The sequence below is a fragment of the Arthrobacter sp. DNA4 genome, assembly GCF_024362385.1.
GTDB lineage: Bacteria > Actinomycetota > Actinomycetes > Actinomycetales > Micrococcaceae > Arthrobacter.
This window is the reverse complement of record NZ_CP101466.1, coordinates 1285943-1309203: the sequence shown is the minus strand read 5'-3', so window position 1 is coordinate 1309203 and position 23261 is coordinate 1285943. Positions and strand designations below refer to the sequence as shown.

At 65.5% G+C, this 23261-nt stretch carries 22 protein-coding genes and 1 pseudogene; 5 read left to right on the top strand and 18 right to left on the bottom strand.

What is annotated here, in order from left to right; translation table 11 throughout:
* Window positions 1-78: 78 nt before the first annotated feature.
* The 14 genes and pseudogenes from NMQ03_RS06145 to NMQ03_RS06080 form a co-directional block, all read right to left on the bottom strand.
* Window positions 79-1215 (bottom strand): adenosine deaminase, encoded by a 1137-nt coding sequence (locus NMQ03_RS06145; protein ID WP_159632554.1) that lies wholly within the window; start codon window positions 1213-1215, stop codon window positions 79-81.
* Between the two features lie 53 nt (window positions 1216-1268).
* Window positions 1269-1994: a DedA family protein gene (locus NMQ03_RS06140; protein ID WP_255174850.1), complete on the bottom strand. Its 726-nt coding sequence runs from the start codon at window positions 1992-1994 to the stop codon at window positions 1269-1271.
* 133 nt (window positions 1995-2127) lie between these two features.
* Complete coding sequence (locus NMQ03_RS06135) at window positions 2128-2757, bottom strand: DedA family protein (RefSeq protein WP_255174849.1); 630 nt, start codon at window positions 2755-2757, stop codon at window positions 2128-2130.
* Between the two features lie 6 nt (window positions 2758-2763).
* Window positions 2764-4080: a thymidine phosphorylase gene (locus NMQ03_RS06130; RefSeq protein ID WP_255174848.1), complete on the bottom strand. Its 1317-nt coding sequence runs from the start codon at window positions 4078-4080 to the stop codon at window positions 2764-2766.
* A complete protein-coding gene (locus NMQ03_RS06125) occupies window positions 4077-4484 on the bottom strand; it encodes a cytidine deaminase (RefSeq protein ID WP_255175544.1) in 408 nt (135 codons plus the stop codon). Before NMQ03_RS06125 ends, NMQ03_RS06130 begins: the two co-directional genes overlap by 4 nt.
* 20 nt (window positions 4485-4504) lie before the next feature.
* Window positions 4505-5830: an ABC transporter permease gene (locus NMQ03_RS06120; RefSeq protein ID WP_255174847.1), complete on the bottom strand. Its 1326-nt coding sequence runs from the start codon at window positions 5828-5830 to the stop codon at window positions 4505-4507.
* Window positions 5827-7075 (bottom strand): annotated as a pseudogene (locus NMQ03_RS06115) (ABC transporter permease). Before NMQ03_RS06115 ends, NMQ03_RS06120 begins: the two are co-directional and overlap by 4 nt.
* A gap of 121 nt (window positions 7076-7196) precedes the next feature.
* Window positions 7197-8783: an ABC transporter ATP-binding protein gene (locus tag NMQ03_RS06110; RefSeq protein ID WP_255174846.1), complete on the bottom strand. Its 1587-nt coding sequence runs from the start codon at window positions 8781-8783 to the stop codon at window positions 7197-7199.
* 180 nt (window positions 8784-8963) lie between these two features.
* Window positions 8964-10034: a BMP family protein gene (locus tag NMQ03_RS06105; RefSeq protein WP_255175543.1), complete on the bottom strand. Its 1071-nt coding sequence runs from the start codon at window positions 10032-10034 to the stop codon at window positions 8964-8966.
* A 294-nt stretch (window positions 10035-10328) separates the two neighbouring features.
* Complete coding sequence (locus NMQ03_RS06100; protein WP_255174845.1) at window positions 10329-11345, bottom strand: NADP-dependent oxidoreductase; 1017 nt, start codon at window positions 11343-11345, stop codon at window positions 10329-10331.
* A complete protein-coding gene (locus tag NMQ03_RS06095; RefSeq protein ID WP_255174844.1) occupies window positions 11342-11773 on the bottom strand; it encodes an organic hydroperoxide resistance protein in 432 nt (143 codons plus the stop codon). Before NMQ03_RS06095 ends, NMQ03_RS06100 begins: the two co-directional genes overlap by 4 nt.
* A 44-nt stretch (window positions 11774-11817) precedes the next feature.
* Window positions 11818-12252: a MarR family winged helix-turn-helix transcriptional regulator gene (locus NMQ03_RS06090; protein WP_255174843.1), complete on the bottom strand. Its 435-nt coding sequence runs from the start codon at window positions 12250-12252 to the stop codon at window positions 11818-11820.
* Between the two features lie 127 nt (window positions 12253-12379).
* Window positions 12380-13597, bottom strand: coding sequence for an amidohydrolase (locus tag NMQ03_RS06085; RefSeq protein ID WP_255174842.1), 1218 nt, complete (start codon window positions 13595-13597; stop codon window positions 12380-12382).
* 97 nt (window positions 13598-13694) lie between these two features.
* Window positions 13695-14828 carry a mannose-1-phosphate guanylyltransferase gene (locus NMQ03_RS06080; protein WP_159632567.1) on the bottom strand — a complete coding sequence of 378 codons (1134 nt, stop codon included), beginning with the start codon at window positions 14826-14828 and terminating at the stop codon, window positions 13695-13697.
* A 320-nt stretch (window positions 14829-15148) separates the two neighbouring features.
* Between NMQ03_RS06080 and sdhC the strand changes: the two genes are divergently transcribed.
* The 5 genes from sdhC (at window position 15149) to NMQ03_RS06055 (ending at window position 19595) form a co-directional block, all read left to right on the top strand.
* Window positions 15149-15484, top strand: a complete 336-nt coding sequence (gene sdhC / locus NMQ03_RS06075; protein WP_026265921.1) for a succinate dehydrogenase, cytochrome b556 subunit — start codon at window positions 15149-15151, stop codon at window positions 15482-15484.
* A 3-nt stretch (window positions 15485-15487) separates the two neighbouring features.
* Window positions 15488-15949: a succinate dehydrogenase hydrophobic membrane anchor subunit gene (locus NMQ03_RS06070; RefSeq protein WP_255174841.1), complete on the top strand. Its 462-nt coding sequence runs from the start codon at window positions 15488-15490 to the stop codon at window positions 15947-15949.
* A gap of 108 nt (window positions 15950-16057) precedes the next feature.
* Complete coding sequence (gene sdhA / locus NMQ03_RS06065) at window positions 16058-17857, top strand: succinate dehydrogenase flavoprotein subunit (RefSeq protein ID WP_255174840.1); 1800 nt, start codon at window positions 16058-16060, stop codon at window positions 17855-17857.
* A gap of 1 nt (window position 17858) precedes the next feature.
* Window positions 17859-18641 carry a succinate dehydrogenase iron-sulfur subunit gene (locus NMQ03_RS06060; protein ID WP_255174839.1) on the top strand — a complete coding sequence of 261 codons (783 nt, stop codon included), beginning with the start codon at window positions 17859-17861 and terminating at the stop codon, window positions 18639-18641.
* A gap of 177 nt (window positions 18642-18818) precedes the next feature.
* Window positions 18819-19595 (top strand): S9 family peptidase, encoded by a 777-nt coding sequence (locus tag NMQ03_RS06055; protein WP_141940544.1) that lies wholly within the window; start codon window positions 18819-18821, stop codon window positions 19593-19595.
* 21 nt (window positions 19596-19616) lie between these two features.
* Here the strand turns inward: NMQ03_RS06055 and NMQ03_RS06050 are convergent, their stop codons facing one another.
* From NMQ03_RS06050 to NMQ03_RS06035, 4 genes are read right to left on the bottom strand one after another with little or no spacing between them, the layout of a single operon-like run.
* Window positions 19617-20591, bottom strand: a complete 975-nt coding sequence (locus NMQ03_RS06050) for a YihY/virulence factor BrkB family protein (protein WP_255175542.1) — start codon at window positions 20589-20591, stop codon at window positions 19617-19619.
* Window positions 20592-20649: 58 nt separating this feature from the next.
* Window positions 20650-21354: a 2'-5' RNA ligase family protein gene (locus NMQ03_RS06045; protein WP_255174838.1), complete on the bottom strand. Its 705-nt coding sequence runs from the start codon at window positions 21352-21354 to the stop codon at window positions 20650-20652.
* 4 nt (window positions 21355-21358) lie between these two features.
* The gene (trpS, locus tag NMQ03_RS06040) at window positions 21359-22402 is read right to left on the bottom strand and encodes a tryptophan--tRNA ligase (protein ID WP_255174837.1); all 1044 of its coding nucleotides are present in this window, start codon (window positions 22400-22402) and stop codon (window positions 21359-21361) included.
* Between the two features lie 16 nt (window positions 22403-22418).
* On the bottom strand, window positions 22419-23252 hold the full coding sequence (locus tag NMQ03_RS06035; protein WP_255174836.1) for an exodeoxyribonuclease III: 834 nt from the start codon (window positions 23250-23252) through the stop codon (window positions 22419-22421).
* Window positions 23253-23261: the final 9 nt, after the last annotated feature.

Here is a 23261-nt window from a genome sequence, read left to right as displayed (position 1 = left end):
CAGGGGCAGTGCACGCGCAGCTGGGCAATCAGGCCCAGCAGTTCCGCCGTTGCAGAACTGCCGGGCCGCGAATCCGGATCAGCCAAGGTTGGCGTAGGCGTCGTTGATGTACTCCACCAGCGCTTCCTTTTCCTCCAGGGGCAGGAAGGATGCCTCGGCGGCGTTGAGGGTCAGCTCCAGCAGGTCATCGAGGTCGTAGTCGAAGGTTTCCACCAGCAGGTTGAACTCGTCGGTCAGGGTGACGCCGCTCATCAGGCGGTTGTCGGTGTTGATGGTGACGTTGAAGCCCAGCTGGTAGAGCATGTCCAGGGGATGGCTTTCGATGCCTTCGCCGAACTCCGCGATGGCGCCGGTCTGCAGGTTGGAGGAAGGGCAGATTTCCAGGGCGATGCCGCGGTCGCGGACCCAGCTGGAGAGGTCGCCGAGGGTGACCAGGCCAACGGTGTCCCCGGCTTCCTCGTCATCGTCGAATTCCACCATGATGTCCTCGGCGATGCGGACGCCGTGTCCCAGCCGGAGGGCGCGGCCGTCCACCAGCGCGGACTGGATGCTCTCCAGCCCGGCAGCCTCGCCTGCGTGTACGGTGGCGGGGAAATTGTGCTGGGCCAGGTACGTGAAGGCGTCCCTGAAGCGGCTGGGCAGGAATCCGTCCTCGGCGCCGGCAATGTCGAAGCCCACTGCGCCCTGGTTGCGGTGGCGGACGGCGAGTTCGGCGATCTCCTGGCCGCGGTCGGCGTGGCGCATGGCGGTGATCAGCTGCCCCACCTGGATCTCGCGTCCGGTCTCGGAGACGGCCTCGACGCCGGCCTCCAGTCCGTCCTGGACTGCCTCCACGGCCTCATCAAGGCTGAGCCCCTTCTGGAGGTGCTGCTCGGGCGCCCAGCGCACCTCGCCGTACACCACGCCGTCGTCCGCAAGGTCCTCGACGAACTCCTTGGCCACGCGGAACAGGCCGTCGTAGGTCTGCATGACGGCTACCGTGTGGTCGAAAGTTTCCAGGTAGCGGACCAGGGATCCGGAGTCGGCTGATTCGCGGAACCACTGTCCCAGGGCCACGGGGTCCGTTGAGGGAAGTGTGTGGCCAACGGCCTCCGCCAGCTCGATGATGGTGGCCGGACGGAGTCCTCCGTCCAGGTGGTCGTGAAGGGAAACCTTGGGCAGGCTCTTCAGGTCAAAATCGATGGCAGGGGCAGCGTCAACAATGGGCTCAGTCACGTTCCCACCTTAGGGTGGGCCGCAGTTCAAAGCCAGCCGTTCAAAGCCGGCCGCTACTTGGCCGCGGGACCGGCTTCTGCCGAGGGCACCACGAGGGCCTGCGTGCCGGGCCTGCGTTCCTGCCCGGAACCGGAGGACCCTTCGGCCCACTCGTCCGCCTCGGGGGCGTCATGCCGGCCCAGCCGTTTGTGCCACCAGCGGAGCAGGTGGTCGATGACAACACCCAGGACAATGGCAAAGACGACGGCGATGCCCGCGCTCAGCAGCGGGTTGTGGTGCAGCCACGGGAACGAGCTGGCCAGCAGGCCGATGCCAAGGGAGTAGGCCACCCACGTCACACAGGCAAAGGCGTCGAAGACGAAGAACCTGCGGTGCGAGAAGCCGGTGCTTCCGGCGACGTAGTTGACCGCCACACGGCCCCAGGGGATGTAGCGGGCGGTGAAGATCAGTACCGCGCCGCGTTTCTCGAGTTCATAGCGGGCCCAGGCGAAGACTTTCCGGACCTTGGACCGGCGCATCCATCCCCACCGCTCCAGGCCGATCTTGCGGCCGAGCATGTAGGCCATGTTGTCACCGGCAATGGCGCCAACAAGTGCAGTGAGGCCCAGGATCCAGAGATTGGGTTCGCCGCTGTGCCGCGAGAAGGCTGCGAGCGCCACGATGAGGGTCTCGCTGGGGACCACCATGGCGAAGCCGTCCACGAAGAAGAACACCAGCAGCGCCGGGTATATCCACCACTGGCCCGCTGCATGGAGCACGGCCTCATTAATAAACTCCACGCGGTGTTGCTCCTGTATAAAAATGACACAGCCAAAGTGCCGCAGCCAAAGCGGAAATCGTTCCTAAGTGTCCCACGCCCCGGGCCCTGTCCGCTACGCCCCAATGCCCGGAATTACCCCTTAAACGCGCTGGTCAGGCCCCGGGTTCCCGGATCCGTTCCACCACGTTGGGTTTGCCCCGGAATTTGTTGATGACCAGGTCCACCACGATGCCCAGCGCTACCGCGCAGACAATGGCAATCGCTGCGCCCAGGACGTGGTTGTTCTCGAACCACTGGCCAAAAAACAGCCCGATCGCCACCGAGTAGTAAGCCCACAGGCTCGCCGAAAGGACGGTCAGGCCCACGAACCGCAGGTGCGGGTAATGCGTGACCCCGGCGGTCAGGTTTACCGCCACCCGGCCGATCGGGACGAAGCGGGCCACCAGGATCAGCGATGCCGGCCGTTTGTGCAGCTCCCGGCCCGCCCAGCGGAACGCGCTTTGCATGCGCGGCCCGCGCATCCACGCCCAGCGCCTGGTGCCCACCCGGCGGCCCAGCAGGTACGCGATGTTGTCCCCGAGGAATGCACCCGCTGCCGCTACAAGCACCAGGAGCAGCGGGTTGGGAACATCCGCGGTGGCGGCCACGGCGGCGAGGCCCACCACCACGGACTCACTGGGAACGGGCGGGAAGAAGCCATCAATGACGCAGCACGCCAGCACCAGGACCAGCACCCACGGCTGACCGGCTGCGGCGAGGATGAAGTCATTGATGGCCTGCATGGGTCCCTATGCTATGCGGTCGATGATGAGCTGCTGGGCGGGCCGCGAACCTTCCGGAGCGATGACCACTGCGTGTTCCAGGGCTTCCCGGGCACGGGCGAACCGCTCCGGAGTGTCGGTGAGCAGTGTCATCAGGGGCTCCCCTGCCCGCACGGTGGCGCCGGGTTTGGCATGCATGCGCACCCCGGCCCCCGCCTGTACCGCATCCTCCTTGCGGGCGCGGCCGGCACCCAGCCGCCACGCAGCCACACCGACGGCGAGCGCATCCAGCTCCACCAGCACCCCATCGGCGGGGGCATAGACGACGTCGGATTCCCTGGCCCCCGGCAGCGCCGCGCGGGGGTCGCCGCCCTGGGCGGTGATCATCCGGTTCCAGACATCCATGGCCCGGCCGTCCTTGAGGGCGGCGGCGGGGTCGGCGTCGTGGACCCCTGCACAGGCCAGCATCTCCTCGGCGAGCCGGACGGTCAGTTCCACCACGTCCTCCGGGCCGCCGCCCGCCAGCACCTCCACCGATTCCTCGACTTCAATGGCGTTGCCGGCCGTGAGTCCCAAGGGGGTGTTCATGTTGGTCAGCAGCGCGACGGTGTTGACCCCCGCGTCCTTGCCGAGCGCCACCATGGTCTCGGCCAGTTCGCGGGCTTTGGCTTCATCCTTCATGAAGGCTCCACTGCCCACCTTGACGTCCAGGACCAGGGACCCGGTGCCCTCCGCGATCTTCTTGCTCATGATGGAGGAGGCAATCAGCGGGATGGCCTCAACCGTTCCCGTGACGTCGCGCAGGGCATAGAGTTTCTTGTCCGCCGGGGCCAGGCCGGCACCGGCGGCGCAGATGACCGCCCCCACGTCCTGGAGCTGGTCCAGGATTTCGTCGTTTGCCAGGTTGGCCCGCCATCCCGGAATCGACTCGAGTTTGTCCAGGGTGCCGCCGGTGTGCCCGAGCCCGCGGCCGGACAGCTGCGGGACAGCAACGCCGAACACTGCCACCAGCGGAGCCAGGGGCAGGGTGATCTTGTCCCCCACCCCACCGGTTGAGTGCTTGTCGGTGGTGTATTTCAGGCCGCCGTCAGGGCGCCGAAGGCTGGAGAAATCCATCCGCTCTCCCGAGGCGATCATGGCGGCCGTCCAGCGGGCGATTTCGGTGCGGTCCATTCCGTTGAGCAGGATGGCCATGTTCAGGGCTGCCATCTGCTCGTCCGCGATGGCCCCACGCGTGTACGCGTCGATGGTCCAGTCGATCTGTTCGGGGCTCAGCGTCCCCTTGTCGCGCTTGGTGCGGATGATATCAACGGCGTCGAACGCTTCGGCTTTGCTGTCGGTCACCGGGTCTCCTCCAGGTGTTCGGGACCAAAGGCGTCGGGCAGCACCTGGTCCATGGTTTTGATGCCTTGGCTGGTCATGAGCTCCATGCCGGGAGCCCTGAATTCGTACAGCAGCTGCCGGCAGCGGCCACAGGGCATGAGGACGGTGCCCTGGCCGTCGACGCAGTAGAACGCCCGCAGCAGTCCCCCGCCCGTCATCTGCAGTTCCCCCACCAGGACGCACTCCGCGCAGAGGGTAAGCCCGTAGCTGGCGTTCTCAACGTTGCAGCCGCTGACGATCCGGCCGTCCCCCGTCAGGGCTGCGGCTCCCACCGGAAACTTTGAATACGGGGCGTAGGCATTCTTCATGGCGTCGACGGCGGCGGACTCCAGCGCTGCCCAGTCCACCATTTGTGCCGGGTCCATCTGTCCCTTGTCCACGGCGGTCATCCCTTGACGTAGGGGATGCCGCTGGCGGCAGGCCCCCTGGACTTGCCCACCAGGCCGGCGACGGCGAGGACGGTTACCAGGTAGGGCAGCATGGCCATGAACTGGCTGGGCACGGGCGTTCCGATGATGGTCACGATGCTCTGCAGGTTGTCCGCGAACCCAAACAGCAGTGCCGCGAAGAAGGCGCCCACCGGGTTCCAGCGGCCGAAGATGAGCGCCGCCAGGGCGATGAAGCCGCGGCCACCGGAGATTTCCTTGGTGAAGCTGTCGATCGCTACCAGGGTGAAGAAGGAGCCGCCAATGCCGGCGACGGCACCGCCCAGGGTGACGTTCCAGAACCGGGTGGCATTGACGTTGATGCCCAGGGTGTCGGCCGCCTGCGGGTGCTCCCCCACCGCACGGACGCGCAGGCCCCACCTGGTCTTGAACAGGCCGACCCAGACCACCGCGACGGCCACGTACATGAGGTAGCCCACCAGGGACTGCCGGAACAGGATGGGCCCGATGATCGGGATCGCGGAAAGGATGGGGATATCAATGACGTCCAGGCCCGGCGGCGAGTTGAACTGTGCTTTGTTGGCCTGCATCACGGTGCTGAACAGGAAGCCCGTCACGCCGGATACCAGCACGTTGAGGACGACGCCGACGATGATCTGGTTGACCAGGTACTTGATGCTGAACAGGGCCAGGACCATGGACACCACCGCCCCGGCAACTGCTGCAGCGAGCAGTCCGATGAAGGCGTTCCTGGTCATGCTGGCAACGATGGCCGCGGTGAACGCCCCGCCCAGGAGCTGCCCCTCGATGGCAATGTTCACCACGCCTACGCGTTCGCACAGGACACCGGACAGCGAACCGAACACCAGCGGAACCGCGAGCGTCACGGATCCGGCGATGAGGACGGCCAGCGAGATGGTGGGCGTGCGGGCCCCGCCCACCACCCAAATGAGGAAGGCCGCCACGAAGATCACGATGAAGGTGACCGCCAGCCAGCCGGGCGCGGGCTGGTTCCTGGTCTTGAGGAAGACGGCGTAGGCGGCGAGTGCCACGAGCAGCACCGACAGCACGATGCCGCCCGCAAAGGCATTGATTTCCAGCGCCGGAAGCTGAAAGAAGTCGCCCCCTGTGGAGATACCAAAACTGGCTGTCTGGCTGGGTGCCAGGAAGCCGAAGAACACCAGGGAGACAAGGGCGAACACCGTGAGCAGGACGGGAGTCTTCCAGCTGACCGGTTTGGCCGAAAGCGCCGCGGTGGGTGCGGCTGCCTTGGAGCCCCCGGGCTGCGGGCTGCCGGGCCTGGACGATGAAACTGTTGTGCTCATGCGGCACCTCCGGTAGTGGCTGCCTGCCCGGACTTGGCTGCGCGCGCGGGCTTCCTGCGCCGCGGGTTCAGGCCGAAGACGGCCCGGACCAGCGGCGGTGCGGCGATGAAAAGGACAATCAGGGACTGCACCACCAGGACGATGTCGATGGGGGTGCCGGTCTGAATCTGCATCTGGACCGCCCCGGCGCGGAAGGCGCCGAACAGCAGGCCGGCGGCGAAGGTGCCCCACGGCGTCGAACGTCCCAGCAGTGCCACCGTGATGGCGTCAAAGCCGTATGTGGCGGCGACGCCGTCGGTGAGCACCTTCTCGGTGCCGGCAACCTGGGCCACGCCGGACATGCCGGCTAGGCCGCCGGCGATGGCCATGACCAGGATGGTGGACCGGGAGACGTTGATGCCGGCTGTCTGCGCTGCCTTGGGGTTGGCGCCAACGGCCCGGAATTCGAAGCCAACGGTGGACCTGTTGAGGAGCCACCAGACCAGGACCGTGGCGCCGATGGCCAGGATGAAGCCGAGGTGCAGCCTGTACTGGCTGCCCAGGATCTGCGGGTAAACGGCGCTGGGATCCAGGATGGGCGAGATCGGATTCGACTCCCCGGCCGCTGGAATGCGGGCGTGTTCAGCAGGTAGCGCAGGAAGTACAGCGCAATGTAGTTGAACATGATGGTCAGGATGACCTCGTGTGCCCCGGTGCGTGCTTTGAGCAGGCCGCGAGACCGCCCCAGAGGGCGCCGCCGACGATTCCGGCCACGAGCACCAGCAGCAGGTGCAGTCCCACCGGGAGGTGCAGCGCGAAGCCCACCCACGCGGCCAGGATGCCCGCCACGATGATCTGGCCCTGCGCACCGATGTTGAACAGCCCGGCCCGGAATGCCAGCGCCACGCCCAGGCCGCCGTGATGAGCGGCGTGGCGATGGTCAGGGTTTCCATGAAGGGGGCGAACTGTGCTGCCAGCCCGTTGCCGCGGGGTTGAACACCGAACCTTGGAACAGGGCGATGTAGGAGCGGGTGGCGGCATTCCAGACCGCCGCCAGCATGTCCGTGGGCCGGGCGAAGAAGTAGTAGCGGTGGTGGAGACCTGTTTGTCGGTGCTCGCGATGAGCAAGCCGCCGAGGATCAGCGCCAGCAGCACCGCGAGCACCGATACCATGCCGCTGCCGGTGAAGATCCGGCGCAAAACGGTGTCGGAGCCACCGGGCAGCTGTCCGCTCTGGGCCGTGGTAAGCACCGCTGAGGGCTGCATGGCTCCGCCGGCGGTATCGACGGCCACCACTGCCGCGGTCTGTTCCCCCGGTGCAGTCACCTGGCTGTTGTGCGGCGAAGGTGCGGACTGCGGGTCCGGGGCGTTTTCTGGGGCTTGCTGGTCAGGCATGGTCGGCTCCCTCGGCGTTGGCGGCAGGGGCCGGGGTGCCGGCCTGCGGGGTATGTGCATGGTCTGCCGGTGCGTGTTCTTCCGGCGGGATGCCTGCCATCATGAGGCCCAGGACGTCCCGGCTGGTCCCGGCGGGAACGGTGCCCACCAGTTTGCCCTTGTAGAGCACTGCGATGCGGTCGGCCAGTTCCATGACTTCATCGAGCTCGGTGGAAATAATCATCACCGGGGTGCCCTGGTCGCGCTCGGCGACGATCCGCCGGTGCAGGAACTCGATGGAGCCAACGTCCACGCCGCGCGTGGGCTGGGAAGCGATGAAGAGGCGCAGGGGCCGGGAGAGCTCACGGGCCATGACCAGTTTTTGCTGGTTGCCGCCGGACAGGGTTCCGGCCGCCGATGCAGCCGACGGTGTGCGGACGTCGAATTCACCGATGCGCGCCTTGGCGTTCTCCATGATCTTCGCCGGGCTCATGCTGATCCCCTTGGCGAAGGGCGGCTTGTCATACAGGTCGAGGATCAGGTTCTCGGCCACGGAGAAGGTGCCCACCAGCCCGTCCACCTTGCGGTCTTCGGGCACGAACCCGACGCCGGCGTCCAGGACTTCCTTGACGGACCGGCCCACGAGTTCCTTGCCGTCCAGGACGATGGAGCCGGTGACCCGCTCCTGCAGGCCCAGGATGGCTTCGGTGAGTTCGGTCTGCCCGTTGCCCTGCACGCCGGCGATGGCCAGGATTTCGCCGCGCTTGATGTGGAAGCTGAGGTGGTCCACCACGTGCTGGCCGTTGGGCGCGACGACGGTGAGGTCGCGGACGTCGAACGTGGTTTCCCTGGGTTGGGCAGCGGCCTTGTCCAGGGTCAGGCTCACGGCCCGGCCCACCATCATCGAGGCGAGCTCGGTGGTGGAGGCGGCAGGATCGGCGGTGCCCACCACCTTGCCCCGGCGGATCACAGTGATGGTGTCCGAGACTTCCTTGACCTCGCGCAGCTTGTGCGAGATGAAGACGATGGAGGTGCCGCGCGACTTGAGCTGGCGCATGATGTCCAGGAGTTCATCCGTCTCCTGAGGCGTGAGCACGGCCGTGGGTTCATCGAGGATCAGTACCTTGGCATTCCGGACCAGCGCCTTGATGATTTCCACCCGCTGCTGGACACCCACCGGCAGGTCCTCCACCAGGGCGTCCGGGTCCACGTCGAAACCGTATTGGTCCGAGATCTCCTTGATGCGCTGCCGGGTCTGGTCCAGGTTGAGGAAGCCGGCAGCCTTGGTGGGTTCGGCGCCCAAGGCTACGTTCTCGGCCACGGTGAAGACCGGCACCAGCATGAAGTGCTGGTGCACCATGCCGATTCCCGCAGCCATGGCGTCGCCGGGCCCGCGGAAGGTGACGGGCTTGTCATCGATGAGGATGTCGCCTTCGGTGGGCTCGTACAGCCCGTAGAGCACGTTCATCAGGGTGGATTTGCCCGCCCCGTTTTCTCCAAGGAGGCAGTGGATCTGCCCGGGCTCAACCACCACGTCGATGTGGTCGTTGGCCAGCAGCGTGCCAAAGCGTTTGGTGATCCCTCGAAGCTCAAGTTTCAAAACTCTGACCAATCTCGAAGCGTCCGGTGATCAGACCGGACGGGATATATGGCTGCAGCACCAGCCTAGTGGCTGCAGTACCGGGAGGCGCCGGCCGCGCGCGGTAAACGTCAGGCCAGCAAAAAGCGCCACCGGACGGCCAGTGGGTGACGGACCGGCGGTGGCGCTTCGTGTGGTGGGTCAGGCCTTGGGGCTTGCTGCGGACTCGACCTTCAGCTTGCCGTCGACGATGTCCTTCTTGATCTTCTCGAGGTCGGACTTCAGTTCCGCGGGGACCTGGGAATCGAGGTCGTGGAAGGGTGCCAGCTGCACGCCGTCGTTGGCGAGCGTGCCCACGTACGGGGTGCTGTTGAACTTGCCGTCCTTGTCCTCGGAGACCACGGTCTCCACGGCCTCGCCCATCTGCTTCATGACCGAGGAGAGCATGATGCCCTTGTAGTCCGGGGCGGTGAGGTAGCCGTCGGAGTCAACCCAGATGAGCTTGACGTCCTTGCCGGCAGCCTTGGCTTCGTTGAGCGCGGCTCCTGCACCCTTGCCCACGGGACCGGCCACCGGCATGACGATGTCAGCGCCCTGGTCCAGGAAGTTCTTGGTCAGCTGCTTTCCAACGTCCTGCTTTTCGAAGTCGCCGGTGAAGCTGCCGTCCTGGGCGTCCTTGTTCCAGCCGAGCAGCTTGACGTTCTTGCCCTTCTGCTGGTTGTAGTACTTCACGCCGTCCGCGTAGCCGTCCATGAAGATGGTGACGGTGGGGATCTTGATGCCGCCGAAGGTGGCCACGGTTCCGGTCTTGGTGGTGCCTGCGGCCAGGTAACCGGCCAGGAATGCCGCCTGGGCGGTGTCATAGATGATGGGCTTGACGTTGCTGATGGGCTGGTCATAGCCGAAGTCGATGATGGCGAAGTGCTTGTCCGGGTTGGCCGTTGCCTGTGCCTTGGTGGCGTCGCCCAGCAGGAAGCCGACCGTGATGGTCAGGTTGCAACCGGCGGTAACCATGGCTCGCAGGTTGGGTTCGAAGTCGTTGTTGGTCTTTGACTCGATCTGGTTGACCTTGATGCCAAGGTCCTTCTCGGTCTTCTTCAGGCCCTCATAGGAGGACTGGTTGAAGGACTGGTCATCGAACCCGCCGGAGTCCGAAACGATGCAGCCTGTGTAGTCGCTGGCACCTGCGGATGCGGTACTTCCGGCTTCGGGGGCCGCACCGCAGCCGGTAAGTACAAGCGCGGACGCACCGAGGGTGGCCACGCTTACCATTGAACCGCGCTTGAAGCTGGCACGCAGTGATTTCTTCAATTTTCCTCCAGGGATGATGCGAGTGGCGCTACGGGCTGGAATTCAATGAGTGTCCGTTTCGGCGCTGAAATTCTGTTTTCACTGAAGGCACGCAGCACTGCGCCGGAGCGCACTGATGGCACTTACTTTAGTGGCCTGCGCCACGTCCCCATAGCACGCCGGAAGTCCATCCGGGAGATTGTTTACAAGTTGTTACCAAGCAGTAGGGGCACCGCGGAAAGCGGTGCCCCTACTGCTCGCGGATGCCTGCGGCGGCTACAGCCGGACCAGCATCTTGCCGGTGTTTGCCCCGTCCAGGAGGTCCATGAACGCCTGCGGCGCGTTCTCCAGCCCGTCCACGATCGTTTCGTCGTAGCGTACGGTGCCGTCCGCAAGCCAGCCGGCCATCTTCTCCGCGAACTCAGCCGCGTGCTGCCGCTGGCCGCCCACCAGGAAGCCGCGCAGGGTCAGCTGCTTGCCGATTGCCTGCATCAGGTTGTGCGGTGCGGGAGTCGGTTCGGTGGAGTTGTACTGTGCGATCGCGCCGCACATTGCCACCCGGCCGCCCACATTGAGGACCGCCAGGGCCGCCTCCAGGTGCTCGCCCCCCACGTTGTCGAAGTAGACGTCGATGCCGGCGGGGCCTGCTGCCTTCTGCAGCTGCTCCACCACGGGACCATCGTGGTAGTCGAACGCGGCGTCGAAGCCCAGCTCCAGGAGGCGTTCCACCTTGGCGGGCGAGCCTGCAGAGCCGATGACCCGCGAGGCGCCCATGGCCTTGGCGATCTGACCGACCAGGGAACCGACTGCACCTGCGGCGCCCGAGACGAACACGGCGTCCCCCGGCTTGAATTCCGCTACCTTCAACAGGCCGGTGTACGCCGTCAGCCCGGTCATGCCCAGGGCGCCGAGGAAAGCCGAGGCCGGTGCCAGGTCAGTGCGGGCAGGGTTGGCAGCACTGCCGTCCACCACCGCATACTCCCGCCAACCCAGGGAATGGACGACGACGTCGCCCTCCTTGTGTGCTGACGAACGGGACGCGATCACCTCACCCACCGCGCCGCCGTCGAGCGCTTTGCCTACAGCGAAGGGAGCGGAGTAGGACTTGACGTCGTTCATGCGGCCCCGCATGTAGGGGTCCACGGACATGAAGAGGTTGCGCACCAGGATCTGGCCGTCTTCGAGTGCGGGCAGCGGTGACTCTGCGAGTTCGAAGTTGTCACCGGAGGGGCGCCCCACGGGGCGGGAGGCGAGCCGGATTTCACGGGTGGTGGTTGCGAGGGCTGTGCTCATGCTGCGTACTCCAGAATCTTGAGGTCGACGTTGATGTTGCCGCGGGTGGCGTTCGAATAGGGGCAGACCTGGTGCGCCTTGGCCACCAGGTCCTCTGCGGTGGCCAGGTCCAGGGCGGGAAGGGCGATTTCCAGTTCGGCGGCCAGCCCAAAGCCGGCACCGCCGTCCAGTTGCCCAAGGTGGATTTTTGCTGCGACGGCCGAGTCCGTGAGGTCTGCGCCTGCCTTGCGGCCGACCAGGCGCAGTGCGGAGTGGAAGCAGGCGGCGAAGCCGGCGGCGAAGAGTTGTTCAGGGTTGGTGCCCTGGCCGCTGCCCCCGAGTTCCACAGGGCTGGCCAGGTCCACGGCCAGCCGGCCGTCGTTGCTGCGTGCGGTACCGTCACGCCCTTCGCCCGAGGCCAGTGCCTCGGCGGTGTAGAGAGTTTTCACGAAATAAGTCCGTCCTGTAGATGGGATGGTGGCGGATTCAGCGTTCAGAGTGATTCATGCAGCGCGGCCGTGAGCTTGCCCAGGGTGGTCCGCAGCCGTTCAAGTTCATCCAGCGAGAGCCCTGCGGCGTCGGCCAGCCGCTGCGGGATGGCGCTGGCCGGGCCGCTGAGGCTTCGCCCGGCGGGGGTCAGGTGGATGGCGACGCGGCGCTCATCCTCGCCGGACCGCCGGCGTTCCACGAACCCGAGGGCTTCCAAACGCTTGAGCAGGGGCGACAGGGTGCCTGAGTCAAGGCCGAGTTCCCCGCCGAGTTCCTTGACTCCCCGGGGTTCGCTTTCCCACAGCACGAGCATGACCAAATACTGCGGGTAGGTGAGGCCCAGCTCGTCCAGGACCGGCCGGTAGACGGCGGTGGCGGCCCGGGACGCCGAATAGAGCGCAAAACATACTTGCCGGTCCAGGCGGGGTGCTTCGGTCATGAAACTACCATAACGCACAACTAAGTTGTGCACAACTTACCGCCATGCGGACCGCCACGGTTGAACCGCCGTCGTGCTTTCCCGCCGCCGGATCCGCACCTCCCGGCCGGCCCCCGGCGGGACGGGGCTAGGAAAGGGGCGCCTGCTCCAGGTCCCGGATGGTGCGCAGGGCTGCTGCCGTGAGCACCCGGATGCCCAGGCCCAGGGACCGTTCGTCCAGGATGTAGTCGCCGCGGTGCAGGTCGTAGTCCTCGCCGCCGGGCGTTTTAGTGCCCAGCCGCATCATCGCGCCGGGAAGTTCGGCCAGGAACCACGCGAAGTCCTCGCCGCCCATGGACTGGGGTGTCAGCACCACGGCGCTTTCCCCGATCTCGGCGCGGGCAGCGGCCTCGATGATCGCCGTCTCATGCTCGGAGTTCACCACCGGCGGCACTCCCCTGGTGTGTTCAAGGTGGACGTCCACGCCGTAGGGCGCGGCCACCTGGTGCACCACCTCGTCGAGCAGTTCACCGGCGGCATGCCAGGCGTCCCGGTCCAGGCAGCGCATGGTTCCCGCCATGTAGCCGCTGCCGGGGATCGCGTTGGGCGCCGAGCCGGCGGTGATCTGGCCCCACACCACGGAAACGCCGCTGCGGACGTCCACCCTGCGGGACAGCACGGCCGGGACGTTGACGGCAATCTGCGCCAGCGCGAACACGAGGTCCTCAGTGAGGTGCGGGCGGGAGGTGTGGCCGCCGCGCCCGGACAGTTCGATCCGGATGGTGTCCGAGGCGGACGTGATGGCACCGATTCTGGTGCCCACCTTGCCCACTTCGATCCGCGGGTCGCAGTGGAGGGCGAGGATCCGGGGTACGCCGTCCAGGACGCCCTGTTCGATACAGGCATGCGCGCCGCCGGGCATGGTCTCCTCGGCGGGCTGGAAGATGATCCGGACGGTGGCGCCGAGGGGTGCTTCCTGGTGCATCCGGTGCAGGACCAGGGCAATGCCCAGCATGGTGGTGGTGTGCACATCATGGCCGCAGGCGTGGGTCACGCCGTGGTTCTTCGACGCGAACGGCAGGCCCGTCTCCTCGATGATGGGCAGGGCGTCGATGTCACCGCGCAGGGCTGTTGCGATGGGGCCTTCGCCTACGTCCACCGTCAGGCCGGTGCCTTCCAGGCGGCGGGGGCTCAGGCCTGCAGCTTCGAGCCGCTCGGCGAGCTTGTCCGTGGTGCGGAACTCCTTGAAGGACAGTTCCGGGTGCGCATGCAGGTCCCTGCGGAATTCGAGCAGTTCCGGCAGGAGCGGTTCAAGCCAGGGAGCCACCAGGGCGGTGGGCTCGGCTTCAGTAGTGTAGTTGCGCACTGTTTCACTCTAGCGAGGGTGGCGGCATTAGCGCCCATTCGCTGAGCCGCATTACATCCCGGCCCTGCCGGCACGTGGAGTGCCGGCAGGTTCCCGGTCAGAGGACGTCCGTGTCCCCGCTCGCCTTAAGGGCGTCCACGGCAGCCTTCACGCGCTGGGAATTGGCCATGGTGGTCACCAGAAGGGCGTCCGGGGTGTCCACGATGACAACGTCCTGGATTCCGATCAGGGCGATGACACGCTTGGTGTCGGTGACAACAACGCCGCTGGAGTTCTCGGTGAACACGCGGGCGCCTTCACCGAGAACGGTGACGTCGTCCACTTCCTTGGCGCTGTTGAGGCGGCCGACCGAGGCGAAGTCGCCGACGTCGTCCCAGCGGAAGGAACCGGGCACGACGGCGACGTCCCCGGCTTCGGCGGCGGGTTCGGCCACCGCGTAATCAATGGCGATCTTGGGCAGGGTGGGCCAGATGCGGGCAGTGACCTCGTCACGCTGGGGGGTGTCCCAGGCACGGGCGATTTCCTGCAGGCCCTGGAACAGTTCGGGCTGGTTGGCCTCGAGGTGCTTGAGCATCAGCGACACGGGCGCCACGAACATGCCGGCGTTCCATACGTAGTCGCCGCTGTCCACGTACTGCTGGGCCACCGTCTCGTCCGGCTTTTCGACGAACTCCACAACGTCGTGGGCGCTGGGGGCGCCTTCAATGTGGAGGGCCTTGCCGGAACGGATGTAACCGAAACCGGTGGACGGGTGGGTGGGCTTGATGCCGATGGTCACGATCTTACCGGCAGCAGCGGTATGGATGGCTTCCCGGACTGCCTCCTGGAAGAGGTTGTCCGGGCTGATCACCTGGTCGGCGGCGAAGGAACCCATGATGGTGTCGGGATCGCGTTCGTGCAGGATTGCCGCCGCAAGGCCGATTGCCGCACCGGAGTCCTTGGGCTCAGACTCCAGGACAAGGTCGGAGTCACGCACCTCGGGAAGCTGGCGGCACACGGCTTCACGGTGCGCCTGGCCGGTCACCACCAGCATCCGGTTGCCCGCGAGCGGATGCAGCCGGTCGTAGGTGGCGCGCAGCAACGTGCTGCCCGATCCGGTGAGGTCGTGAAGGAACTTGGGAGCTGCTGCTCGTGACAGAGGCCAGAGGCGGGTCCCCACTCCGCCTGCCGGAATCACCGCAATGAAGCGGTCAAGGGGTGAAGCCGGGCTTGTCACTTTGTCTGTACTCATCACGGCTACTTTAGCTGAAGGGCCGCGCGCGGCTCCTGTGGCGGCGCACGTGCCCGCGTTTTGGCCTCTGCCCCGGCCTCCGGGCCAGCACGGATGTGGTGTTTGTCTCATTTCCCCGCAAAATCCGCTCCAGCGCTGGGCACCAACAATCGTCTAAATTGAATAAGCTGTTAGCGAAGCCTAGATTTAGGCCTGAGCTACGAGTGCTCTCACAGCAGGCGTTCCCCCCGCATGGATCTCATGCCAGCGCCGCTGTGTTGCAGGGAGGTTTATCAGTGCCGACAAAACCAGCTGGCACCTTGTACCGCGGCCGTGAAGGCATGTGGTCCTGGGTAGGACACCGTATTACCGGTGTAGTGATCTTTTTCTTCTTGTTGGTCCACGTCCTGGACACCTCCTTGGTGCGTGTGTCACCGGAGGCCTACACCGCCGTGATCGGCGCCTACAAGAATCCGCTGATGGCGCTGGGTGAGACCGGACTAGTGGCTGCCATCGTTTTCCACGCCTTCAACGGCCTGCGGATCATCGCGGTCGACTTCTGGAAGAAGGGCGCCAAGTACCAGCGGCAGATGCTGTGGGCAGTCCTGGCCCTCTGGGTCGTGACCATGGTCGCCTTCTCCATCCGCCACCTGTCCCTCGCCCTCGGAGGTCACTAAGCCATGACTGCAACCATCGAGAGCCCCCGCAGCGGCCGGATCGCTCCCCAGTACCGCCGCAGCGGCGGTTCCAAGGGCAACTTCGAGATGATCGCCTGGCTGTTCATGCGCCTTTCCGGCGTGGTGCTGGTGGTCCTCATCTTCGGCCACCTGTTCGTGAACCTCATGGTCGGCGAAGGCATCCACGCCATTGACTTCGGCTTCGTGGTAAGCAAGTGGGCCGACCCGTTCTGGCAGTTCTGGGACCTGGCCATGCTGTGGCTGGCCATGCTGCACGGCACCAACGGCGTGCGGACCATCATCAACGACTACGCCGAGAAGACGTCCACCCGCCGCTGGCTGAAGACCGTTCTCTACGCGGCCGCTGTGGTCATCATCCTCCTGGGCACCCTGGTCATCTTCACCTTCAACCCGTGCCCCGTAGTGAACGGCGTTGCCCTTCCGGGTGGCTTCTGCCCTGCCTAGCACTGGCACGACCCTGGGCCCGCGGGCTTGTCCGCGGGCCCTGTTTTGCGGAGCAGGCAAAGCCGCCCCGTTGTTTTATAGCGAATTTTGAGAGAAAGAGCGTCTGGTATGCAGGTCCATAAGTACGACGTCGTCATCGTCGGTGCCGGTGGCGCTGGCATGCGCGCCGCGATCGAGTCCGGTCAGCGCGCGCGCACAGCAGTACTGACCAAGCTCTACCCCACCCGCTCGCACACGGGTGCGGCGCAGGGTGGCATGTGTGCAGCCCTTGCCAATGTCGAGGAAGACAACTGGGAATGGCACACCTTCGACACCGTCAAGGGCGGCGACTACCTGGTTGACCAGGACGCCGCCGAGGTCATGGCCAAGGAAGCCATCGACGCCGTGCTGGACCTGGAAAAGATGGGCCTGCCCTTCAACCGCACGCCCGAGGGCCGCATCGACCAGCGCCGCTTCGGCGGCCACACCCGTGACCACGGCAAGGCTCCCGTCCGCCGTGCATGCTACGCCGCGGACCGTACCGGCCACATGATCCTGCAGACCCTGTACCAAAACTGCGTCAAGCACAACGTTGAGTTCTACAACGAGTACTACGTCCTGGACCTGCTGACGGTTGAAGAGGACGCTGTCCGCGAAGACGGCACTGCCTACAAGCAGAAGCGCGTGACCGGCGTCGTCTCCTACGACCTCGCCTCCGGTGAACTGCATGTGTTCCAGGCAAAGTCCGTGGTGTTCGCCTCCGGTGGCGCCGGCAAGGTCTTCAAGACCACGTCCAACGCCCACACCCTGACCGGTGACGGCATGGGCATCGCCTTCCGCCGCGGCATCCCGCTGGAAGACATGGAGTTCTTCCAGTTCCACCCGACAGGCCTGGTAAGCCTGGGCATTCTGCTGTCCGAGGCCGCCCGCGGTGAAGGTGCAATCCTCCGCAACTCCGAGGGTGAGCGCTTCATGGAGCGCTACGCCCCCACCATCAAGGACCTGGCGCCGCGTGACATCGTGGCCCGTTCCATGGCCAATGAGGTGCGCGAAGGCCGCGGCTGCGGCCCGAACAAGGATTACGTCCTCCTGGACCTGACCCACCTGGAACCGGCGCACATCGACGCCAAGCTCCCGGACATCACCGAGTTCGCCCGCACCTACCTTGGCGTGGAACCGTACACCGAGCCGGTGCCGGTGTTCCCCACCGCGCACTACGCCATGGGCGGCATTCCCACGAACATCCAGACCGAGGTCCTGCAGGACAACGACACCGTGATCCCCGGCCTCTACGCCGCTGGTGAAGTTGCCTGCGTCTCCGTCCACGGCTCCAACCGCCTGGGCACCAACTCGCTGCTGGACATCAACGTCTTCGGAAAGCGCGCAGGCATTGCCGCCGCGGAGTACGCAAAGACCGCGCCGTACGTGGAGCTGCCGGAGAACCCGCTGGCCTACACCACCGAGCTGCTGGACATTGCCCGCAACGGCACCGGCGATGAGAAAGTAGCCCAGATCCGCAAGGAACTGCAGGACACGATGGACGCGAACATGCAGGTGTTCCGTACGGCAGACACCCTGAACCAGGTGCTGCGCGACATCGAATCCTTCGAGGAGCGGTACAAGCGCATCAACGTCCAGGACAAGGGCAAGCGCTTCAACCTGGACCTGCTCGAGGCCGTTGAGCTCGGCTTCCTGCTGGAACTGGCCAAGGTCATGACCGTGGCTGCCCTGCACCGCGAGGAATCCCGCGGCGGACACTTCCGCGAGGACTTCCCCGAGCGTGACGACGAGAAATTCATGAAGCACTCCATGGCGTACAAGGATGACCACGCGCCGGCTGACGGATCGGCGGAATCAATCGCCGGTATCCGCCTCGCCACCAAACGGGTCGTCTTTACCCGCTACGAGCCGATGGTGAGGAAGTACTAGGATGAGCACCGAAATCGCTGAGCCAGCCTCAAAGGTTGAACTGCCCGCCGGCGTCGGCGGCGGAGGCGAGATCCCCACGTTCGACGTCCACCTGCGGGTCCGCCGGTACAACCCGGAGGTTTCCGAGGAAGCCACCTGGGACGATTTCCACCTGACCATGTACGGAACGGACCGTGTCCTGGACGCCCTGCACAAGGTGAAGTGGGAGACGGACGGCACCCTGTCATTCCGCCGTTCCTGCGCCCACGGCGTGTGCGGCTCGGATGCCATGCGCATCAACGGCCGCAACCGCCTTGCCTGCAAGACCCTGTTGAAGGACCTGGACACGTCCAAGCCCATCACGGTGGAGCCCATCAAGGGCCTGCCGGTGGAAAAGGACCTGATCGTGGACATGGAGCCCTTCTTCCAGTCGTACCGCGAAGTCATGCCCTTCCTGATCAACAAGGGCCACGAGCCCACCCGGGAGCGCCTGCAGTCCGCTGAGGACCGTGAGCGCTTCGATGACACCACCAAGTGCATCCTGTGTGCTGCTTGCACGTCCTCCTGCCCCGTGTTCTGGACCGACGGGCAGTACTTCGGCCCGGCCGCCATCGTGAACGCGCACCGCTTCATCTTCGACTCCCGCGATGATGCCGGCGACATGCGCCTGGAGATCCTCAACGACAAGGAAGGCGTGTGGCGCTGCCGCACCACCTTCAACTGCTCCGAAGCATGCCCCCGCGGCATCCAGGTCACGCAGGCTATCGCCGAGGTCAAGCAGGCCATCCTGGCCCGCAGGATCTAGGGCAGTTCCAGCAACAGTATTACGGCCGACGGCGTCACCCACCACATGTGGTGGAGGGCGCCGTCGTCGTTCCAGCACTTAAGCACCCCGGATGCTCTATCAGCTTTGGTCCCTAAGCCGGGGGTTTAGGGACCACAAGTGATAGAGCAAACTGTCCGGCCGCAGAAAGGGTCCCCTTTGTCCCGCTCCGAAAAAGTGTCCTTTGCAGGTTCCACGGGCGAAATGCTGTCCGGCATCATTGATGTTCCCGAGGGCCCGGTCAAGGGCTGGGGAGTGTTTTCCCACGGCTTCACGCTGGGCAAGGACAGCCCCTCCGCGGCACGGATGTGCAAGGCGCTGGCGGACAGCGGCATCGGCATGCTGCGTTTCGACAACGTTGGCCTGGGCGGCTCCGCCGGGGAATGGTCTGCCGGATCCTTCAGCCACAAGGTGGCGGACACGGTGAAGGCGGCGGAATTCATGCGCAGCGAGGGGAAGGAAATCTCGCTGCTGGTGGGCCATTCGTTCGGCGGCGCTGCGGTCCTTGCCGCTGCCCGGGAGATTCCGGAACTGGACGCCGTTGCCACCGTGGGAGCGCCCTTCTCCCCCAAGCACGTAGCCCATGTGTTCGATGCCGCACTCGACCGGATCCTGAGTGAGGGCAGCGCCGAAGTGGACCTGGGCGGCAAGCGCGTGGAAATCCGCCGGCACTTCGTGGAGGACCTTGAGAACGCGGACCTGACGGACTGCATCAGGCAGCTGCACAAGCCGCTGATGGTGCTCCACTCCCCTACCGACAACACCGTAGGGATTGAGAATGCCAGCACCATCTTCCAGACCGCCCGCCACCCGCGGAACTTCGTCTCCCTGGAGGGAAGCGACCACCTCCTGACCGGCAAGGGCCAGGCCGCCCGGGCAGCGCGGATTATCGCCGCCTGGGCTGACCAGTACCTGGACGCAGGGAACGGCTCTTAGACGGCCGCTGGGCGATGCAGGTCAGGTCTGGGGCGTCGCCCGCCGCGCGCCGAGGATGGTTTTCCGCTGAGCTCCGCCGGACTCCAGGTCAGCCTCACGGATCGCCGACCACGCGGCTGAGACAAGGTAGACCTGGCTGACCAGGTTGAACCAGATCAGCAGGCCGATGATGATGGCGAAAGAGGCGAGGATTGGGTTCCGGCTGGCACCTGCCAGCAGCTCGGTGCTGAAGATCTGCAGAACGGTGGTGCCTACGGCGGCGAGGATGGTGCCTTCGAGCAGCGCCTGCCGGGACAACTTGAGTCCGGCCGCGAGCCGGAACATGATCAGCGCTGTGACCCAGTTCAGGACCAGCGGCACCACGATCTTGACCGACGTGGTGAGGGGTCCGGCCACGGCGTCGCTAAGATGCAGGAAGCCCACCACCCAGCCCGCCGCCGTGCCGAAGACAAGGGAGGCACCCGCGCTGATCACCAGGGCCAGCCCCAGCAGCAGGAGGGTTCCGGCATCGCGCAGCCTCACCAGGATGGGGTTGACCACGAGCGGAGGAAGTTGGAGGACGCCGCGCAGCCCGTCCCTCATCCCGTTGATCCAGCCCAGCGAGGTGATGATGGTGACCACGGCGGCAATAACCGCCGTCCAGCCGAGGCTCCCCGGGTTCAGGAGGTCCTTTGGGTCCACCAGTCCGTCCCCGTTGCCGACTTTCAGGAGGCCCGGGGCGCTTTGCGCCACCGTGGCAACAATGGTGTCAAGGAGGGCCGGCTGCCCGCTGAGGACAAGCCCGGCTATCGAAAAACCGGTGGTGAGGAGGCCGGTGATGGAGAAGAACATCCGGAAGCCAATCCCGGCGCTCAGCAGGGGCCCGTGCTGGCGGTTGTAGTGCTGGAAGGCCCGCATGGGGCGCAAGGTGTTGAGTTTGGCCAGCAGCAACTGGACCAGTGCCATCAGGCCCGGCACCACGCCGCCGCCCGCTCTCCTGGCTTTCCCCCATTCCATCCGCTTCTGGATGACGGCCAGCTCCAGCTGGGCGTGCTCGGTGGGCAGCGGCTGCCGGTCAGCCGCTTTCGGTTGTAGTGTCCGCGGCAGCGTCCGTGAAGCTGGTGCCGGCGTGGTTGTCAGTTTCGGTCCCAAAGTCCAGCTCTTCCCGTAGCTGCCAGATGCCGTCGGCATCATGCTCATAGAGTCCCATGCTAACCACGGGGAAGGTGGCCCTGTAGTTCTTCAGCACCGTTTCGGCTTCATCCAGGCTTTCAGGGGCGACATCATGGGCGATGGTGACGTGGGGATGGTAGGCAAAGGGCAGTTCGCGGTGAAGGGGACCCTGCTGCAGCTTGCGGTGCAGGTCCACGCACTCCTCGAAGCCGTCCTCCACGTTGATGAACACCACCGGCGAAACCGGCCGGAAAGTTCCGGTTCCGGCGATGGTCACCATGAAGGGGCTCTGCCAGCGGGCCACCTCGCGGACATGCCGGAGCGTGGCCTCCCAGTCCTGGGTGGGAGTAGTGGTGACCAGCGTGATGTGCGCGGGCACCACCCCGGCCAGGGGATCGCCAAAGGACGCGCGCCAGCGCTGCAGTTCGTCAGCTATCTCGGCGGGGAAGCCCAGGATGACGCCCACACTGATTTCGTCGCTGCGGGCAACTTCATGGTCCGTTGCCGCGTTGTGGCCGGACTGGTCTTCGAAGCGGTCGGCCAGGGACCGCTCCGCCTGGCCGGCGGAGAAGGCACCTCCCCTGGCGGTGACGTTTCTCGAAGACATGGCGCTAGCGGACTCCTGCGAGGCTGAGGGACGGCAGGAAACCCATGCGCTGGTACACCTGGCCCAACGTGACAGAGGCAATTTCCCGGGCCCGTTCCGCACCGAGGGCCAGCAGCCGGTCAAGCTCGGCGGGATCAGCCATCAACTCGTTGGTCCGGTTGCGGAGCGGAGTGATGAAGTCCACCACCACCTCCGCAAGGTCCACCTTGAGGTGGCCGTACATCTTCCCCTGGTACTCGGCTTCGAGCTCCGCCACCGACTTCCCGGTCAGGGAAGAGTAGATGGTCAGCAGGTTGGAGACCCCGGGCTTCTCCTCGGCGTCGAAGCGGATGTCCGTGCCTGCGTCCGTCACTGCCGACTTAATGCGTTTGGCGGCGATCTTGGGATCCTCCAGCAACTGGATGGCACCGTTGGGGGACTCCCCCGTCTTGGACATCTTGGCGCTGGGGTTCTGGAGGTCGTAGATCTTGGCGCTTTCCTTGACGATTGTCGCCTCGGGAACCGTGAACGTGTGACCAAACCGGGTGTTGAAACGCTGCGCGAGGTTCCGGGTCAGTTCCAGGTGCTGCCGCTGGTCCTCGCCCACCGGCACCAGATCGCTCTGGTAAAGGAGGATATCCGCAGCCATCAGCGTGGGGTAGGCGAAAAGGCCCAGCGTTGCGGCGTCAGCGCCCGACTTCTGGGTCTTGTCCTTGAACTGCGTCATCCGGGACGCCTCACCGAAACCGGTGATGCAGTTCAGCGCCCAGGCAAGCTGTGCGTGCTCCGGGACATGGGACTGGACAAAGAAGATGCTCTTGTCCGGGTCGATGCCGGCGGCGATGTACTGCGCCGCCACAATGCGGGTGCGCTTGGCCAGTTCGGCGGGATCGAAATCCACCGTGATGGCATGCAGGTCCGGGATGAAGAAGACGGCGTCGTATTCCGCCTGCATGTCCACCCAATTGCGCACGGCGCCGATGTAATTGCCCAGGTGCAGGGAATCCGCAGTGGGCTTGGCGCCGGAAAGGATGCGCTTCTTGGCAGTGGAGGAAGTCTGGGTGGTCATGGAAAAACTTTCGGGCTTAGAGCTGGTAGTCCACTACCAGCGGGGCGTGATCGGAGAAGCGGGTATCCCACGAGGCTGCACGGTCAACAACGGCCGAAATGGCGGACGCTGCCAGTCCGGGGGTGGCCATGTGGTAGTCGATGCGCCACCCGGTGTCGTTGTCGAACGCCTTGCCGCGCCAGGACCACCACGTGTACGGCCCGTCGACGTCGCCGGCAAGGTTCCGGTGGACGTCATGCCAGCCGATTTCCTCACCAAAGAAACGGTCGAAGTAGGCGCGTTCCTCCGGCAGGTGGTAAGCCTTCTTGAGGTTGCCCTTGGAGTTCCTGATGTCCCGGGGCGTGTGGGCGACGTTCAGGTCCCCCACCACCAGCGCGTGGTCGCTGTGCTTGGTCAGCTCCGGAAGCCGCGTGCTCATGACGTCAAGGAAGCGGTACTTGTCGTCCTGCTTGGGAGTCCCTACCTCGCCGGAGTGCACGTAGGCGCTGGCAACGGTGAGCTGGACGGGGTTCCCCGCAGCGTCAGGTATGCGGAAATCAGCCTCCACCCAGCGCCCGGCCGTGGCGAAGTAGTCATCCCCAATGCCGTTCCTGGTTTCGAGCGGCTCCTGGCGGGAGGCGATGGCGACGCCGGCACGGCCTTTTGCTTCCGCCTCGGCGTGCAGGATATGCCAGCCTTCCCCGAGCAGCTCCCGGACGACGGCGTCAGGGGCGCGCACTTCCTGCAGGCAGAGGATGTCCACTTCGCGCGGCTCCAGCCACGCCGCCATGCCGTTTTTGTAGGCAGCCCGGAGGCCGTTGACGTTGACTGATGCGATGCGAAGGTGGTCCTTGTTCAATGCCGAGCTCACCCGCTCCAC